General features: G+C 63.2%; 1 protein-coding gene. It reads right to left on the bottom strand.

Translation table 11 applies throughout. The features are described 5' to 3' along the window. Nucleotides 1–62: 62 nt before the first annotated feature. Nucleotides 63–18,068 carry an Ig-like domain-containing protein gene (locus L362_RS15885; protein ID WP_023344096.1) on the bottom strand — a complete coding sequence of 6,002 codons (18,006 nt, stop codon included), beginning with the start codon at nt 18,066–18,068 and terminating at the stop codon, nt 63–65. Between the last annotated feature and the right edge of the window lie 90 nt (nt 18,069–18,158).

Genomic DNA, 18,158 nt, shown 5'->3' with positions numbered 1-18,158 from the left:
GTAACGCAATTCGTGTAAAGAAACGCCAAAAGGCCGCGGGGATCGCTCCCCGCGGCGTTGTTTTACGCAATTAACAGTTGATGGTTCGCCAGCAGCGTTGCCAGATCCGTCTGCACGCCGTTCAGCGTCACCAGGGTGGTTGGCGAGAACTGACCGCCGGTACCGTCCAGGTCAACCTGGATCTCGGTATTGCTGCCGTTCTGCACCACGCGGATGTAATCGCTGATATTGCCCGCGCCGCTGTCCAGCGTGGCCACGCCGTTCACGTAGCTCGCCGAGCCCGTGCCGGTATAGCCGCTGCCGGAGAGCAGATCGCGCAGGTCAATACGATCCGTGTCCGCCGTCCCTTCCCAGGTGCCGACCGTAAAGCCGTTCACCACGTCGTGACCGTTACCGCCCGTGGCATCCGAAGCGTTGATCAGCTTGTAGAGCAGCGTATCGTGACCGCCGCTGCCGATGTTGAAGGTGTCGTTTCCGCCACGGCCTTCGAACCGGTTATCACCGCTGTTGCCGGTGATGACGTCGTCGTAATCCGAGCCGTTAATCCCTTCAATGTTCAGCAGACGCGTGGTGCCGAAGCCGGTGTCCTGCGCGGTTGAGAGGCGCAGGTCAACGGTCACGCCAGAGGTCGCATTGCGGTAATCCACCACGTCCATCCCGCCGGTGTTGCTCCAGGTGTCATGGTCGGAATGGGTAGTCCAGCCGCCGGAACCGTTGTAGGTATACGTGCCATTTTCGGCGATGAAGGTGTCGTTATACCCGGTTCCGGTAATGGTTCCGCTGTGGCCGCCGGTGGCCGCTTCGGCCGTCAGGACGTAGCCCTCTTTGCCGTTGCCCGCCTCCAGACCGCTCCAGGTGACGTTATCCGACACGCCGTTGGTGATCTTCAGGATCTCGGCCGAATAGGTTTCATTCGGATCCAGCCCGTAGAAACTCACCAGCGCGGACGTATCGTTCGACCCGATACCGGACTGGGCGTTGATGATCTGTGAGGCCACCAGCACGCCCGCGGCGTTGTACAGGTTGACCGTATTGCCGTAGTAGGCGTTGATGCCCTCGCTGTCGACAATGTGCAGATGCATCGCGGTGCCGTCAGCAATGGTTTTGCTGTTTTGCACCAGCACCACCTTGCCGTTCTGCTGAGAGACCAGCAGGTCCTGCGCACCGTCCCAGTTGTAGTCCACTGCCGCCACGCCGGTGGCGTAAGCAATGCCGGACGCCAGCTGGCTGGCGGTCCAGGTGGAGCCGTAGCCGTTGTTGGTGAACAGCGTCGCCGTCTGCGAGCCGCCGTAGGTGCTGAGCTTGACGATGTCCATCTGCCCGTCGCCGTTCCAGTCCACCGCCACCGACAGATAGCCCGCCGCTGCGTTAGACGCCTCCACCGCGCTCTTGGTGGCCGAGAGCTTCCCGGTACCGTCGTTGTAGTAGATCACCCCGCCGTTGTTGTTGTAGCTGCTGCCCAGGTACAGATCCATGTAGCCATCGCCGTTGAAGTCCGCCCACGTCATGGAAGCCGCCGTGGTGGTATTCGAGGCGTTGGGCACAAACACGTTCGTCAGGTTCTGACCGATGGAGAGCGTGCCGTTGCCGTTGTTGTTGATCACGGTTAACGAGTACGCGCCGCTGCGGTTGGTGTGCTGAACCACATCCACGGTGCCGTCATTGTTAATATCGACGCCGGAGATTTCACGCATGGTGGTGAACTGTCCCCAGAACCCCGCGCCGCCGTAGGTGCCGTCAGGCGAGAGTACCCCGTTTTTGTTGATCAGATAGGTAATGGAGTCCGCGCCGGAGTCACCGTACGCCAGATCCAGATACCCATCCCCGGTTTTATCGTAGGCAATCACGCCGCCGAACCAGATGGTGGTGCCCATTGCCAGCTGGCTGGCGTTATAGGTGCTGCCATCGTAGGTCCACATCACCTGCGTTGACCCGGCGTAGGTATTTTCCGTCGCGAAAATGTCCTGCGTGCCGTTACGGTCAAAGTCGGCGGCGGTCTGGCTCACCACGTAGTAGTTACGGGTGTTAGTCAGCGTATTGCCGGCATAGGTCGAGCTATCGCTGCTGGAGTAAGACTGGCCGTTAGCGATGATATTCCACAGACCGCTGCTGTTCATGCCGAGGGTCATGGTGGAGTTGTTGCTGTTCCCCGCCGAGGTTGCCCAGTCGGTGTTCACCGAGGTGGTATCAATCACCAGGCTGCCGGTCGCCGTACCGGTGGTATTGCCGTTACCCGCGCTGCTCTTCACCTGCGCGGTCACGCTGTAGCTCGCCACGCTCAGCGCATCGCCGTCCGGGATCTGCAGATACCAGGTGTTGTGATCCGGGTCGACCACCACCGCACCGCCCGTCTGGGAGGTGTAGGTTTTGCCGTTCACCGTCACCACCAGGTATTCACCGTTCACCAGGTCAGCGGAGACGGTACCGCTGACGATCGGCGTGGTATCCGACGTGGTCTGCGCGGTAATCGCCGCCGTGGTGGTCGGAATGCTGGTATCGACGTTCAGCACAAAGCCGTCCGATTCCGTGTAGTTTCCGGCCCTGTCGGTGACGCGCACGATGTAGGTGTGATTCCCGTCGCTCAGGCCGTTGTCCTGGAAGGACCAGCTTGCGCTGCCGTTCATGGTCACCTGGCCGAGCAGAACCCCGTCACGGTAAAGCTGCACGATCTCGCCGTCGTCCGGGGCGCGGTTCAGCGTCCCGTTGATCAGCGGCGAGTTATCGTCCGTTGCCACCGCGCTGCCAAAGGTGCCCTGACGCTCGCCTTCGCCGTCGGTATAGCTCACGACCGTGCCAACCGTGGTCGGCGGCGTGGTGTCTACCGTGACGACCTGAGACGCGGTGGAACCCACGTTGCCCGCCTGGTCGATAATCCGCACCTGGTAGGTGTAGTCTCCGTCAGGCAGATCGCGGGTATCGGTGTAGCTCCAGCGCTGGTTGGTGACCGTGGTATCGAGCCACGTATTCCCGCCGTCCAGGCTGATCTGCACGCGCTCGTCGTTTGCCAGCGCGCTGCCCAGCGAACCGTTGATGGTCAGCGTGGTGTCCATGGTGATGAAATCACTCCCGGACTGGCCGGTATCGTCGCTGATGCTGTCGATGGTAACGCCGTACTGCGGCGCCTGCGTGTCCACCGTCACCGCCTGCGAGGTGGTGGCCCCGACGTTACCCGCCTGGTCGACCACCCGCACCTGATAGTTATGGCTGCCGTCGGTCAGGGTACGCGTATCGCTGTAGCTCCACTGGGTGCCGCTGACGGTGGCGTACACCCAGGTCGTGCCGCCGTCCATGCTCACCTGCACGTACTCGCCCACGCCGAGTTCAGCGCCGAGCGTTCCGTGCAGGGTGTACGAGGTCGAACTGGTCAGGAAGTCGTTATTGTCGAAGCCGGTATCCACGGTGATGTTATCCACCGACACCGTGATCGCCGCATCCGGAGCAATCGTATCGACGGTCACCTGCTGATGGGCGCTGGCCCCCACGTTACCGGCGGCATCCACCACGCGGACGTAATAGTCATAGGTCTGGTTACCCAGCGTGCGGCTATCGACGTAGTACCAGCTGTTGCCGGTGACGATCACGTTCTGCCAGGTGACGCCGCCGTCGAGGCTGATCTGGGCGTATTCGCCGTCGGCCAGCGTCGCGCCGAGCGAGCCGTGCAGCGTCAGGGACGTGTCGCGAGTGATAAAGTCGCTGCTGCTCAGGCCGGTATCGTCGCTGATGCTGTCGATGGCGATCGTTTTGCTGGCGTCCGGTGCAACCGTATCAATGGTCACCACCTGAGAGGCGGTGGCGCTGATGTTGCCCGCATCGTCAATCACGCGCAGCTGGTAGTTGTAATCCCCGTCGGCCAGCGTGCGCCCATCGACGTACGTCCAGCTCAGGCCGCTGACGCTGACGTCGATCCAGGTGACGCCGCCGTCAAGGCTGATCTGCGCGTGGTCGCCGCTGCCCAGCGCCGCACCGAGCGTCCCTTTCAGGCTGATCTGGTTGTCGCTGGTGATAAAGTCGCTGCCGGACAGGCCGGTATCCTGCGTAATGGAATCCACGGTAATGGTGGTTGCCGCAGGCTTCGTCAGGTCAATCACCACGTCCTGGCTGTCCGTGGCCCCCACGTTGCCCGCGTTATCAATCACGCGGACCTGGTACTGATACGTCCCGTCCGTCAGGGTGCGGCCATCGGCGTAGCGCCAGGTGGTGCCGGTCACGGTCAGGTCGATCCAGGTGACGCCGCCGTCGAGGCTGATCTGCGCCTTCTCGTTATTGCCGAGCTGCGCGGTCAGCGAGCCGTTGACGACGACCTGGCTGTCGTTGGTGATGAAATCCGTTGCGCTCAGGCCGGTGTCGTTTTGCAGCGAATCAATGCTGATCCCCATCGACGGCGCGGTGAGATCCACCGTGACGGTATGGTTATCGCTGGCGCTGTTGCCGATGGTGTTGCTCACCTGGGCGTTAATCACGTAAGAACCGCCGTCTGCCAGCGCGGCCACGTCAGCGCTGCTGACCGTGTAGCTCCAGGTGCCGTCATTCTGGACGGTAGCCGCATAGGTTTTACCGTTCAGCGTGAGGGTCACCGTCTGGACCGCCGGGGCGTCGGTAGTACCGCTGACGACCAGCGGCGTGCCGTGCTCGGCGGCGTTGACGATGTCGTCCTGCGCAAAGGTGTTAATGGTGATGGTTGGGACATCGCCGTTCAGCGTCACGTCGTGCGTTGCGCTGCCCGGGTTGCCCGCCCTGTCGCTTACCGACGCGGTGATGGTGTACTCCCCGTCGCTCAGGCCGAGGAAATCACGGCCCGGTACGAAGACCGACCACGATCCGTCCGCCCCGACGGTCGCCTGATAGCTGTGCCCGTTGAAGGAGACGGTCACCGTCTGGCCCTGTTCCGCCGTGGTGGTGCCGCGGATGGTCTGGCCCGCCAGCTGCTCCGCGTTGTTGACGATATCGTCATCGGCCACGGTGCTGATGGTCACGGTTGGCGCGACGGTATCCACCGTTAAGGTGTGCGTGGTCTGGCCGCTGTTACCGGCTTTGTCGTTGACCGAGGCGGTGACCGTCAGCGCGCCCTGGCTCAGAGCGGCCAGGTCGGCTGCCGGCACGTCGAGCGTCCAGGTGCCGTCACTGCCGACAAGCGCAGTGTAGGTTTTTCCTCCCAGCGTCACGGTAACGGTCTGCCCCGCCTCCGCGCTGGAAGATCCGTGCACGGTCAGCGGCTGCTGCGCTTCCGAGGCGTTCAGCATGTCGTCAACCGACAGCGTCCCAATGCTCACCACCGGCGCAGTGGTATCCACGCTGATGCCGTGCGTTGCCGACGCGCTGTTGCCCGCGCTGTCCTGTGCCGACACCGACACCTGATAGCGTGCGCCATCGGCCAGAGCACCCACGTCGGCGGCCGGTACGGTGGTCGTCCAGGTGCCGTCGCTCTGGATCGTAGCCGTATAGGTCTTGCCGTTCAGGGTCACGGTGACCTGGGTCCCGCTGGCGAACTGCGCGCTGGAACCGTTAATCACCAGTGACGAACCGGCTTCAGCCGCGTTGATGACGTCGTCACCGCTAACGGTGTTCACCGTCAGCGCCACGGAGGCGGTGTTGACCACCACGTCATGGGTCTGGGTGCTGCTGTTACCCGCGCTGTCGGTAATGGTCGCGCTGAGGGTCACGGTGCCGTCGGTCAGCGCGGAAATCACGCTGGCCGGAACGCCCACGCTCCAGTTGCCGCTGGCGTCAACGGTGGTGGTGTACTGGTGCGAACCGAGGGTGATAACCACTTTATCACCGACGTTCGCGCCGGTTGCCGACCCGCTGACGATCTGCGCCTGGCCGTGCTCCACGCTGTTAATCACGTCATCGCCCGCCACCACGTTAAAGCTGACGGTCGGCGGCGTGGTATCAAGCGTAATCGTCTTACCCGCGCTGCCCGGGTTCCCCGCGGCGTCGCTCACGCTCACCTGCACGGTGTAGCCGCTATCCGCCAGTGCGGTCAGATCGCTGCCCGGCACGTTCACGCTCCAGACGCCGCCCTGCTGCACCTGGGCGGTATAGCTCTTCCCGCCCAGCGTCACGGTGACCGTCTGCCCGGCTTCCGCCGTGGTGGTGCCGGAAATGGCCACGCCCGCAGCCGCTTCGCTGGCGTTAATCACGTTATCGCCTGCGACCGTATCAATGGTCACGGTTGGCGCAGTGGCGTCCACGCTGTATTCGCGGCCCGCCGAGGCGCTATTGCCGTGCGCGTTGGTGACGCTCACCTGCACGCTGGCGTCACCGTCCTTCAGGCCCGCGAGATCGGCGGAAGGCACGGTGGCCGTCCAGTTACCGTCGGCATCCACCTTCGCGGTGTACGTCTTGCCGCCGAAGGTAACGATAACGGTCTGGTTTTCCTCCACGTTCGACGTGCTGCCGGAGAGCACCAGATCCACGCCTTTTTCCGCCGCGTTAATCACGTCGTCGGTGGCAATCGCATCGATGCTGATAGCCACCGCCGCCAGATCGACGGTCACGTCATGGCTGATGGTCACCGGGTTGCCCGCCGCGCTCTGGCCTGCAACGGTCACGGTGACCGTACCTGCTGCGAAGGCCGCGACGTCTGCCGCCGGGATCGCCGCGCTCCAGGAACCGTCTGCCAGCACGGAGGCCGCATAGGTTTTGCCATTGACGGTCACGGTGAGCGTTGTGCCTGCCGCCAGCCCGTCGCTGGTGCCGGAGACGATCAGGTTTTGAGTATGTTCGATGCTGTTGATCACATCGTCGCCCGCTACCGTATCGACGCGCAGGCCCGGCAGGCTAGCGTCTATAACGATTTCGCGCTCGCCCGTTCCCGTGTTGCCGTGGCCGTTGGTCACAGTCGCAGACACCGTCAGGTCGCCGTTGCCCAGCGCCGTCAGGACGGATTCCGGTACGTTCACGGACCAGGTCAGATCGCTCTGCACTGTTGCGGTGTAGGTGTTGCCGCCAATGGTCACAGTGACGGTATTGCCCGCCTCCGCGTTCGCGACCTTGCCGCTGAGGGTCTGGCCCGCGGCCACTTCCGCCGCGTTGATGACGTTATCGCCCGCCACGGTGTTGATGGTGACGGTTGGCAGCGCGGTATCGACCAGCAGGTTCGCGGTGTTGCTCACGCTGTTGCCCACGCCGTTGGTGGCGCTCGCGCTCAGGGTGTAATTCGCTTCGCCCAGACCCGCCAGATCCGCCGCCGGAACGGTCAGGCTCCAGGTACCGTCTGCCGCCGTCGTGGCCGTGTAGTTTTTGCCGTTGAGGGTCACGGCCACCACGGTGCCTTCTGCCAGGTTGGCGCTGGTGCCGCTGACGCGCAGATCCTGACCTTTTTCCACCGCGTTCAGCACGTTGTCATCGCTGATGGCGTTGAAGCTGACCGAAGGCAGACCGGTATCGACGGTCACGTTATGCGTGCCGGTGCCGGTATTGCCGGCCGCGTCGGTAACCGATGCCGTGACGGTTACGCTGCCGTCGCTGAGGCCGGAAATCACGCTCGCCGGGACGCCTACGCTCCAGTTGCCCGCCGCGTCCAGCACGGTGGTGTACGTCTGACCGCCGATGGTGACGGTCACCTTATCGCCCGCTGCCGCGCCGGTGGCGGTGCCGCTGATAACGTGCGCCTGGCTGTGTTCTGCGAGGTTAATGACATCGTCGCCCGCCACGGTGTTGATGGTCACCGCCGGAACGGTGACGTCCACCGTCAGGTTGTGATCAACCGACGCCGGGTTGCCCGCCTTGTCGCTGACGCTTGCGGTAACGGTCACGCTGCCGTCCGTCAGGGCCGCAACATCGGACGCCGGAACGTTCAGCGTCCAGCTGCCGTCCGCGCTGACGGTGGTGGTGTAGTCTTTGCCGTTCAGCGACACGGTTACCGTCTGGCCCGCTTCGGCGGTGCTGGTGCCGGACACGGTCAGTTCGCTCTTCGCTTCGGCGGCATTCAGAATGTCGTCCGTCGCCAGGGTGTTGATCGTGACGGTCGGCGCGGTGGCATCCACGCTGTACTCACGTCCCGCCGAGGCGCTGTTGCCGTTCACGTTGGTGACGCTCACCTGCACGCTGGCATCGCCGTCCTTCAGGCCAGCCAGATCCGCAGACGGTACGGTCCAGGTCCAGTTGCCGCTGTCGTCTACTGTCGCACTATAGATTTTGCCGTTCAGGCTGATGGTCACGGTCTGCCCGGCTTCCACGTTGATGGTCGCACCGGACAGCACCAGATCCGCGCCCTTCTCCGCCGCGTTAATCACGTCGTCGGTCGCAATCGGATTGATGCTGATGGCAACGGTCGCCAGATCTACCGTCACATCGTGGCTGATGGTAATCGGGTTACCCGCTGAGCTGTCGCCGGTAACGCTGATTTTGACGGTACCTTCCGGCCACGCGCTCACGTCCGCTGATGGAACAGCCGCGCTCCAGCTGCCGTCCGCCAGCACCGTGGCCGCATAGTCTTTACCGTTGATGGTGACGGTCAGGGCCGTACCCGGTGCCAGCCCGTCGCTGGAGCCGGTGACAATGAGGTTCTGCGCATGCTCAATGCTGTTGACCACGTTGTCGCCCGCCACGGTATCGACGCGCAGGCCCGGCAGGTTAGCGTCGATAGCGATCTCGCGCTCGCCGGTCCCGGTGTTACCGTGGCCGTTGGTAACGGTCGCCGTCACGCTCAGGCTGCCGTTACCCAGCGCCGTCAGCACGTCAGACGGCACGTTGACGGACCAGGTCAGATCGTTCTGCACCGTTGCGGTGTAGCTGTTGCCGCCAATGGTCACGGTCACGGTGTTGCCCGCTTCGGCATTCGCCACGATGCCGCTCAGGGTCTGGCCTGCGGCCACTTCCGCCGCATTAATGACGTTATCGCCCGCCACGGTGTTGATGGTGACCGTTGGCAGCGCGGTGTCCACCAGCAGGTTCGCGGTGTTGCTGACGCTGTTGCCCACGCCGTTGGTGGCGGTCGCGTTCAGGGTGTAGTTGGCCTGACCCAGACCGGCCAGATCCGCCGCCGGAACCGTCAGGCTCCAGGTGCCGTCTGCCGCCGTCGTCGCCGTGTAGTTTTTGCCGTTCAGGGTCACGGTCACCACGGTGCCTTCCGCCAGGTTGGCGCTGGTGCCGCTCACGCTCAGATCCTGACCTTTTTCCACCGCGTTCAGCACGTTATCGTCGCTGATGGCGTTGAAGCTGACCGATGGCAGACCGGTATCGACGGTCACGTTATGGCTGCCGGTGCCGGTGTTGCCCGCCGCGTCGGTGACCGACGCCGTGACGGTCACGGTGCCGTCGCTGAGGCCGGAAATCACGCTTGCCGGTACGCCCACGCTCCAGTTCCCCGCCGCGTCCAGCACGGTGGTGTAGGTCTGGCCGCCGATGGTGACGGTCACCTTATCGCCCGCGGCCGCGCCGGTGGCGGTGCCGCTGATAACGTGTGCCTGGCTGTGTTCAGCCACGTTAATCACATCGTCACCCGCGATGGTGTTGATAGTGACCGCAGGAACGGTCACATCCACCGTCAGGTGGTGGTCCACGGACGCCGGGTTACCCGCCTGGTCGCTGACCGATGCGGTCACGGTGACGTTGCCGTCGGTTAATCCTGCCAGATCGGCCGCCGGAACGTTCAGCGTCCAGCTGCCGTCTGCGCTGACGGTGGTGGTGTAGTCTTTGCCGTTCAGCGACACGGTGACCGTCTGGCCCGCTTCGGCGGTGCTGGTACCGGAAACCGTCAGATCGCTCTTCGCTTCGGCGGCGTTCAGAATATCATCCGTCGCCAGGGTGTTAATCGTGACGGTCGGCGCGGTCGCGTCCACGCTGTACTCACGTCCCGCCGAGGCGCTGTTGCCGTTCGCGTTGGTGACGCTCACCTGCACGCTGGCGTCGCCGTCTTTCAGACCCGCCAGGTCGGCGGCTGGCACCGTGGTCGTCCATTTGCCGTCGGCGCCGACGGTCGCGGTGTAGCTCTTGCCGCCGAAGGTGATGGTAACGGTCTGGTTTTCCTCAACGTTCGAGGTCGCCCCGGAGAGCACCAGATCCGCGCCCTTCTCGGCGGCGTTAATCACGTCGTCGGCGGCAATCGCATCGATGCTGATGGCAACGGTCGCCAGATCCACCGTCACATCGTGGCTGATGGAAACCGGGTTACCGGCGCTGCTCTGGCCTGCAACGGTCACGGTGACCGGACCTGCTGCCAGGGCACCCACATCCGCAGCCGGGATGGCCGCACGCCAGGTGCCGTCGGCCAGCACGGTGGCCGGGTAGGTTTTGCCGTTTACGGTGACGGTCAAGGTGGTACCTGCGGCCAGGCCATCGCTGGATCCGGTCACAATCAGATTCTGCCCGTGCTCGATGCTGTTGATCACGTCGTCGCCCGCCACGGTATCCACGCGCAGGCCCGGCAGGTTAGCGTCGATCGTGATATCGCGCTCAGCGGATCCGCTGTTTCCGACGCCGTTGGTCACGCTGGCGGTCACCGTTAAATCGCCGTTGCCCAGGGCGGTCAGGATAGATTCCGGCACATCGACGGACCAGGTGAGATCGTTCTGCACCTTTGCGGTGTAGCGGTTGCCGCCAATGGTCACGGTCACGGTGTTGCCCGCTTCGGCATTCACCACCTTACCGCTGATGGTCTGGCCGGCAGCCAGCTCGGCGGCGTTAATCACGTCGTCGCCCGCAATGGTGTTGATAATCACGCCCGGCAGAACGGACTCCACGTTTACCGTGTGCGACGCGCTGGTGCTGTTGCCGACGCTGTCCGTCGCCGAGGCGGTGACGGTGTAAAGCGCCTCGCCCAGCTGACCGACTTCGCTCGCCGGAACGGTGGTGGTCCATTTTCCGTTATCGTCCACCTGCGCGCTGTACGCTTTGCCGTTCAGCATCACGGTCACCACCGCGCCTGCCGCCAGGCCGGAAGCCGTACCGGAGAGAGTCAGATCCTGGGTTTTCTCGGTGTTGTTGATCACATCGTCACCGGAAACGGTGTCAATGGTCAGCCCCGGCGCGGTCAGGTTCACCGCCACACCGTGCGTGGCGCTGTTGCTGTTGCCCGCTTTATCGGTCAGCGCCGCGGTAATAGTGTAATCCCCGGCGGCCAGCGCGGTAACGTCTGCCGCAGGCACGCCCACGCTCCAGTTGCCGGAGGCATCCAGGGTGGCGGTGTACGATTTGCCGTTGAGGGTGACGGTGACCACGTCGCCCGCCGCCGCGCCGGTCACGGAGCCCGTGACAATCAATGCCTGCGCGTGCTCGGCGCTGTTGATCACGTCGTCGTCGGACACGGTGTGAATGGTCAGCTGCGGGACGGTGGTATCGACCAGCACGTCGCGATCCGCAGAGGCCGGGTTGCCCGCCTTATCGGAGACCGCCGCGCTAATGGTGTAGTTACCGTCGGTAATCGCGCCGACATCCGCGGAAGGCACGGTCACGCTCCAGCTGCCGTTTGCCTGCACGGTGGTGGTGTAGTCCACGCCGTTCAGCGTCACGGTGACGGTCTGGCCCGCTTCGGCGTTGGTTACACCATTAACGACCAGATCCTGCTGCGCCTCGGCCGCATTGATGATGTTGTTGTCGCTGATGATTTCAATAGACACCGTCGGCGCGGTCGTGTCCACGCTGTACTCGCGGCCCGCCGACGCGCTGTTGCCGTTCACGTTGGTCACGCTCACCTGCACGCTGGCGTCGCCGTCCTTCAAACTGCTGAGGTCGGCAGACGGCACGGTGGCCGTCCAGTTGCCGTCGGCATCCACCGTCGCGGTGTACGACTTGCCGCCGAAGGTGATGGTAACGGTCTGGTTTTCTTCCACGTTGGTGGTGGAGCCGGACAGCACCAGGTCCGCGCCTTTCTCCGCCGCGTTAATCACGTCGTCAGAGGCAATCGGGTTAATGCTGATGGCGACTGTCGCCAGATCCACCTTCACGTCATGGCTGATGGAAACCGGGTTGCCCGCCGCGCTATGACCTTCAACCTTCACGGTAACCGTGCCCGCGCCGAGCGCGCTGACGTCGGCCGCCGGAATGGCCGCCGTCCAGGTGCCGTCCGCCAGTACGGTGGCCGCGTAGGTTTTGCCGTTGACGGTGACGGTCAGCGCCGCGCCCGTTGCCAGACCGTCGCTGGAACCGGTGATAATCAGATTTTGAGCGTGTTCAATGCTATTGATCACATCGTCGCCCGCCACGGTATCGACGCGCAGGCCCGGCAGGTTGGCATCAATGGTGATGTCGCGCTCGCCGGTGCCGGTGTTGCCGTGGCCGTTAGTGACGCTGGCTGACACCGTCAGATCGCCGTTACCGATGGCGGTTAAGACCGAGGACGGCACGTTGACCGACCAGCTCAGATCGTCCTGAACCGTCGCGGTATACGTATTGCCGCCGAGGGTAATAGTGACAGTGTCACCGCTCGCCGCACCGCTCACTTTCCCGCTCAGGGTCTGTCCGGCAGCCACTTCCGCCGCGTTAATCACGTCGTCCGTCGCGACCGGATTGATGGTGACCTGCGGCAGCGCGCTGTCAACCAGCACGCTGTGGCCGGTGCTCGCGCTGTTGCCCGCGGCGTCAGTTACGCTCGCCGTCACGGCGTAGCTCGCTTCGCCCAGCGCCGAGACGTTTGCCGCCGGAACGGTCACGCTCCAGTTCCCGCTCGCGTCGGTGGTGGCCGTATAGTTAATCCCGTTCAGGGACACCGTAATGGCGGTTCCTTCCGGCTGGTTGCTGGTGCCGGACACCTGCAGATCCTGGCCTTTCTCGGTCGCATTGATCACGTCGTCAGCCGCCAGGGTATTGATGGCGACCACCGGCGCGGTCAGGGAGACGTCAAATTCGTGCGTCGCAGTGGTGCTGTTACCGGCTTTGTCGGTGAGGGTCGCGGAGATCGTCTGGTCGCCGTTGACCAGCGCGCCCACGTCCGCCGCCGGAACGCCCACGCTCCAGCTGCCGGACGCGTCCAGCATGGCGGTGTAATCTTTACCGTTCAGGGTCACGGTAATCACGTCGCCCGCCTGCGCGCCCGTCACCTTACCGGAAACGATCAGCGCCTGGCCGTGCTCGGCAATATTCACGATGTCGTCGCCCGCGACGATGTTGAAGCTAATCTGCGGTACGGTGGTGTCCACCAGCACCGATGAGCCCGCGCTGGCCGGGTTACCTGCTTTATCGGACACGGTCGCCGTGACCGCGGCACCGCCGTCGGTGATGCCTGCCAGATCCGCCGCAGGCACGTCGAGCGTCCAGCTGCCGTCCGCCTGCACCTGCGCAGTGTACTGATTGCCGTTGAAGGTCACGGTGACCGTCTGGCCCGCTTCGGCAGTAGAAGTGCCGCTCAGGGTCAGATCCTGCGCTGCCTCTGCCGCATTCAGCATGTTATCGCCGCTGATGGTGTTGATGGTCACCGTCGGCGCGGTGGTGTCGACGCTGAATGCCTGCGCCGAAGACGCGGCGTTGCCGTTCACGTTGGTGACGCTGACCTGCACGCTGGCGTCGCCGTCTTTCAGGCCGCTCAGATCGGCAGCCGGAACGGCCCAGGTCCAGTCGCCGTTGGCATCCACCGTCGTGGTGTACGTTTTTCCTGCGAAGATAATGGTGACGGTCTGGCCCGCTTCAACGTTAGATGACGTGCCGGACAGCACCAGATCCTGGCCTTTTTCCGCTGCGTTAAGGACGTTGTCGTCGGTCACGCTGCTGATGGTGATGGCAACCGGCGCGAGATCGACGTCCACGACGGTCCCGATGGCCACCGGGTTGCCGGAGGCATCCTGCGCGCTTGCCTTGATATCCAGCGAGCCATCTGCCCACTGGGACACGTCCGCCGCCGGTACCGCCGCCTGCCAGGAGCCGTCCGCCAGCACCGTTGCGGAATACGCTTTTCCGTTGATGGTCACGGTGACGGCGCTGCCCGCCGCCAGATCGGTGCTGGTGCCGGACACAATCAGGTTCTGAGCGTGCTCAATCACGTTGATCACGTCGTCGCCTGCGACCGTATCAATACGCAGCCCCGGAAGCTGGGCGTCGATGGTGAAGTCGAGCGAAGAAGAGCCGGTATTGCCGTGCGCGTTGGTGACGCTGGCCGATACGGTGAGATCGCCGTTGCCCAGCGCGGTCAACTGGCTCTGGGTTAACGGCAGGCTCCAGGTGAGATCGTCCTGTACGGTGGCAGTAAAGGTCTGGCCGCCCAGGGTAATCGTGACAGTGTCACCTGGCGCCGCATTTGTCACCTTACCGGTCAGGGTTTGCCCTGCCGCCACTTCCGCCGCGTTAACGATATTGTCGCCCGCCAGCGTGTCGATCGTTACCACCGGCAGCGAGCTGTCCACCAGCACGTCGTGCGAGGTTGAAGCGCTGTTGCCGACGCTATCGGTGACGTTCGCCGTCACGGTGTAATTCGCTTCGCCCAGCGCCGAGACGTTTGCCGCCGGAACGGTTACGCTCCAGTTTCCGCTGGCGTCAGCGGTAGCCGTGTAGTGAATGCCGTTCAGGGTCACCGTAATGGTCGTGCCTTCCGGCTGGTTGCTGGTGCCGGAAATCTGCAGATCTTCGCCCTTCTCGGTCGCGTTAATCACGTCGTCCGCCGCCAGCGTGTTGATACCGATGACAGGCGTCACGGTATTCACCACCACATCCAGTGAAGTGCTTCCGGTATTGCCGGATCGGTCGGTCACGGAGACGTCGATGGTCCAGGTACCGTCCGTCAGCCCCTGTACGACAGACGCCGGCAGGCCAAGGCTCCAGTTCCCCGCCGCATCCACCACCGTGGTGTAATCGACGCTGTTAATGGTGACGGTCACCCGATCGCCCGCTGCCGCCCCGGTGACGGAGCCGCTCAGGATCTGAGCCTGTGCATGGGCGAGCTGGTTAACGGTATTGGTGTCGGTGACGAAGTGGTTGATGGTCACCTGCGGCACGGTCGCGTCCACCAGCCCAACGCGGTCGGCGCTGCTGCTGTTGCCCGCCACGTCGCTTACGGTGGCCGTCACGGTCACGATGCCATCGTTGAGGGCACCGACGTCAGCCGCCGGTACGATCAGCTGCCAGGTTCCGTCCGTCTGGACCGTGGTCTGATACGTTTTGCCGTTCAGCGTCACGGTGACCGTCTGGCCCGGTTCCGCAGTACTGGTGCCGCTTAAGGCTAAATCCTGCTGCGCCTCTGCCGCATTGATGATGTTATCGCTGGTGAGGTTATCGAGGGTAATCGCCGGCGGCAGCGTATCCACCGTGACCACGCGCGACGCGTCGGCACTGTTACCGTTGACGTTCGTGACGCTGACGCTCACCTGCGCGCGCCCGTCGATCAGGGTTTCCATGGCGCTGGCGGGCACGGTCAGGCTCCAGGACCCATCCTGCTGCACCTGGGCGGTAAAGGTCTGGTCGGCGAATTTCACCACCACGGTCTGCCCCGCCTCCACGCCCTGCGTCTTTCCGGAGAGAGTTAAATCGGCACCTTTTTCTGCCGCATTCAGCAGATCATCGCCGGAGACGGTATCAATGGTGACCGCCACGGCGTTGAGATCGAGTTCAATCGGGTGTTCAGCCGCAACGGTATTGCCCCAGGCATCTTTTGCGCTGACGCTAACCGTCACCTCTCCCGCGGTCCAGGCCTGCAGGTCCGCAGCAGGAACGCCAATGCTCCAGCCGCCGCTGGCGGTAACCACGGCGTTATATTCGACGTTGTTGATGGTGACGACGATCGGCGTGCCCGCGGCCAGGTGGGTGCTGGCGCCGGTGACGGTCAGATCCTGCTGCTGTTCGATGGCGTTGACCACGTCGTCGCCGGAAATGGTGTTCACACGCAGGCCCGGCAGCTGTGCGTTGATGTTGATATCGCGCTCGCCGGTACCGGTATTGCCGTGCGAATTGGTCACCGACGCGGTGAAGGTTAAATCGCCGTCGCCGAACGCCTTAAGATCCGCTGACGGGATTTTCACGCTCCAGGTCAGATCGCTGCCCACCGTGGCGGTGTAGCTCTTGCCGCCCACGGTGACAGAAACGGTATCGCCCGCCGCCGCGCCGGTAACGCGACCGCTGAGGGTTTGATCGACACCCGCTTCGGCGTTATTGACCAGGTTGTCGCCCGCAAAGGTGTTGATGATCACCTGCGGCAGCACGGTATCCACCAGCAGCGTCGCCCCGGCAGAGCCGCTGTTACCCACGCTGTCAGTGCCGCTGACGCTGACGGTGTAGAGGGTGTTCGCCAGATTCAGCACGTCGGAAACCGGCACCTGGACCGCCCAGATGCCGTTTTCAACGGTGGCCTGATAGTTGACGTTGTTCAGCGTCACGGTAATGGCGCTGCCGTCAGGCAGGTTGCTGGTACCGGTCAGGCTCAGCGGCTGCATCGCCTCCTGGGCATTCAGCACGTTGTCCTGGCTAATGACGTCAATCGTAAATTCTGGCGGGTTGCCGCTCAGCGTAATGCCGTGCGTGGCGCTGCCGGTGTTGCCCGCCGCGTCGGTCACGGATACTGAAATCGTGTGGTTGCCTTCACCCAGCGCGCCCAGCACGGATGCCGGAACGCCCACGCTCCAGCTGCCGTCCGCCAGCACCACGCCGGTGAAGGACTGGCCGCCAACGGTCACGGTGACCACATCGCCTGCCGACGCGCCGCTCGTCTGCCCGGAAATAATCTGCGCCTGGCCCTGTTCGCTGGTGTTCAGTATGTCGTCGCCCGCCACGGTATCGATGGTGACCACCGGCGCGGTGGTATCCACCGTGAAATCTGCGGTGACAGACGAACCGTTGCCCGCTTTGTCGCTGACGTTCACCGTCAGGGTGTGATTACCCTCGTTGAGCGCCTGCACGTCGTCCGCGGCAAGCGTGACGGACCAGGTACCGTCGCTGCCCACCGTGGCGTTGTAGTTTTTACCGTTCAGCGTGACCGTGACGATCTGACCGGCTTCCGCAGTCGTTTTGCCGGTCAGCGTCAGCGGCTGGCTGTGCTCGGCGGCATTAATGATGTTGTCCTGCGCGAGGCTATCGACAGAGAGGGTTGGCGCGACGCTATCCACGCCGATTGTCTGGCTGCCGCTCACGGTGTTACCCGCCGCGTCTTTGCCGCTGACGTTGACCGTCCAGGTGCCATCGCCCAACGCCTGCGCGTCGGCCGCGGGCACGTTAACACTCCACGTCCCGTCCGCCCCCACTTCCGTCGTATAGGTTTTACCGTTCAGCGTCACGGTGAGTACGGTACCCTGCGCCAGATTCTTGCTGGCACCGGAGAGCGTAAAGCCCGCGGATTGCTCGCTGGCGTTAAGCACGTTGTCGCCCGCCGTGGTAGCCAGCGTAATGGCAGCCTCGGCGGTCGAGACCGTTACGGTAATGTTGCCCGCATCGGTGGTTTTACTGCCGTCGATCTGCACCACCGACCAGGTATGTTCCCCGTCAGTCTGGGTCGGTAATTTTACCGTCCAGGTGCCCTCTTTACCGACCATGGCGCTGGCGATGGTGCTGCCGCTGCTGTCTTTGATCTGGATGGTCGCGCCCGGCTGACCGGTACCGCTAAAGGTTGGCGTGTTGTCGTCCGTGATCGCGTTTGCTGTCAGCACGCCCTGCTTGTCGCCCGCTTTATCCGACAGCAGGAAGGTTGGCGTGGCGCTTTCCACTTCTTTCGTATTATCAATAACTTTTGTTTTAGTCTCGCCGTCGCCGCCGTTTGCCAGCAGCGCCCCGATGGCACCGCCACCTAATGCAGCTCCCGCAATCCAGCCCCACGGGGCGTCGCTTAAGACGCTTCCCTGCCCCAGGAAAGGTTGAATGCTGCTAATCGGTGTGGCCTGCGCGGTTAGCTCGGTCACCGCAACGCCTGACGCTTCCCCGGTATCGGCAAAAGAAATATGCGTCAGTTCCTGACGATCGTTGAACACCAGTTCTGACTGGTTGTGCGTCTCAGGATCTTCAACAAAATAGTTATTGCAGCGAATCACGCTGCCATCTTTCATATAAATGAGGAGATCTTTACCCTGGCGGACATATCGCACCACATCCTGAGCAGAACCCTGGATTTCAATCACGCTCGGGGAGGAAATAGAGACCGACAAATTTCCTTCGCCGGTTAATTTCGTTTTCTCCGCCGTTTTGCGAATGATGACATCAACAACCTTTATGTTACTCATATTTCTCTCCTTGCAGGTGTGCGGATTCCTGTGGATATGTCCACCAGACGGATGTAGCTATCCCTGGGAAAAAACACCCATTATTTTCAG

The sequence above is a fragment of the Enterobacter sp. MGH 16 genome (assembly GCF_000493175.1).
Classification (GTDB): Bacteria; Pseudomonadota; Gammaproteobacteria; order Enterobacterales; family Enterobacteriaceae; genus Enterobacter; species Enterobacter roggenkampii.
Note: the sequence above shows the minus strand (reverse complement) of the source record. Positions and strands in the feature narration are given on the sequence as shown.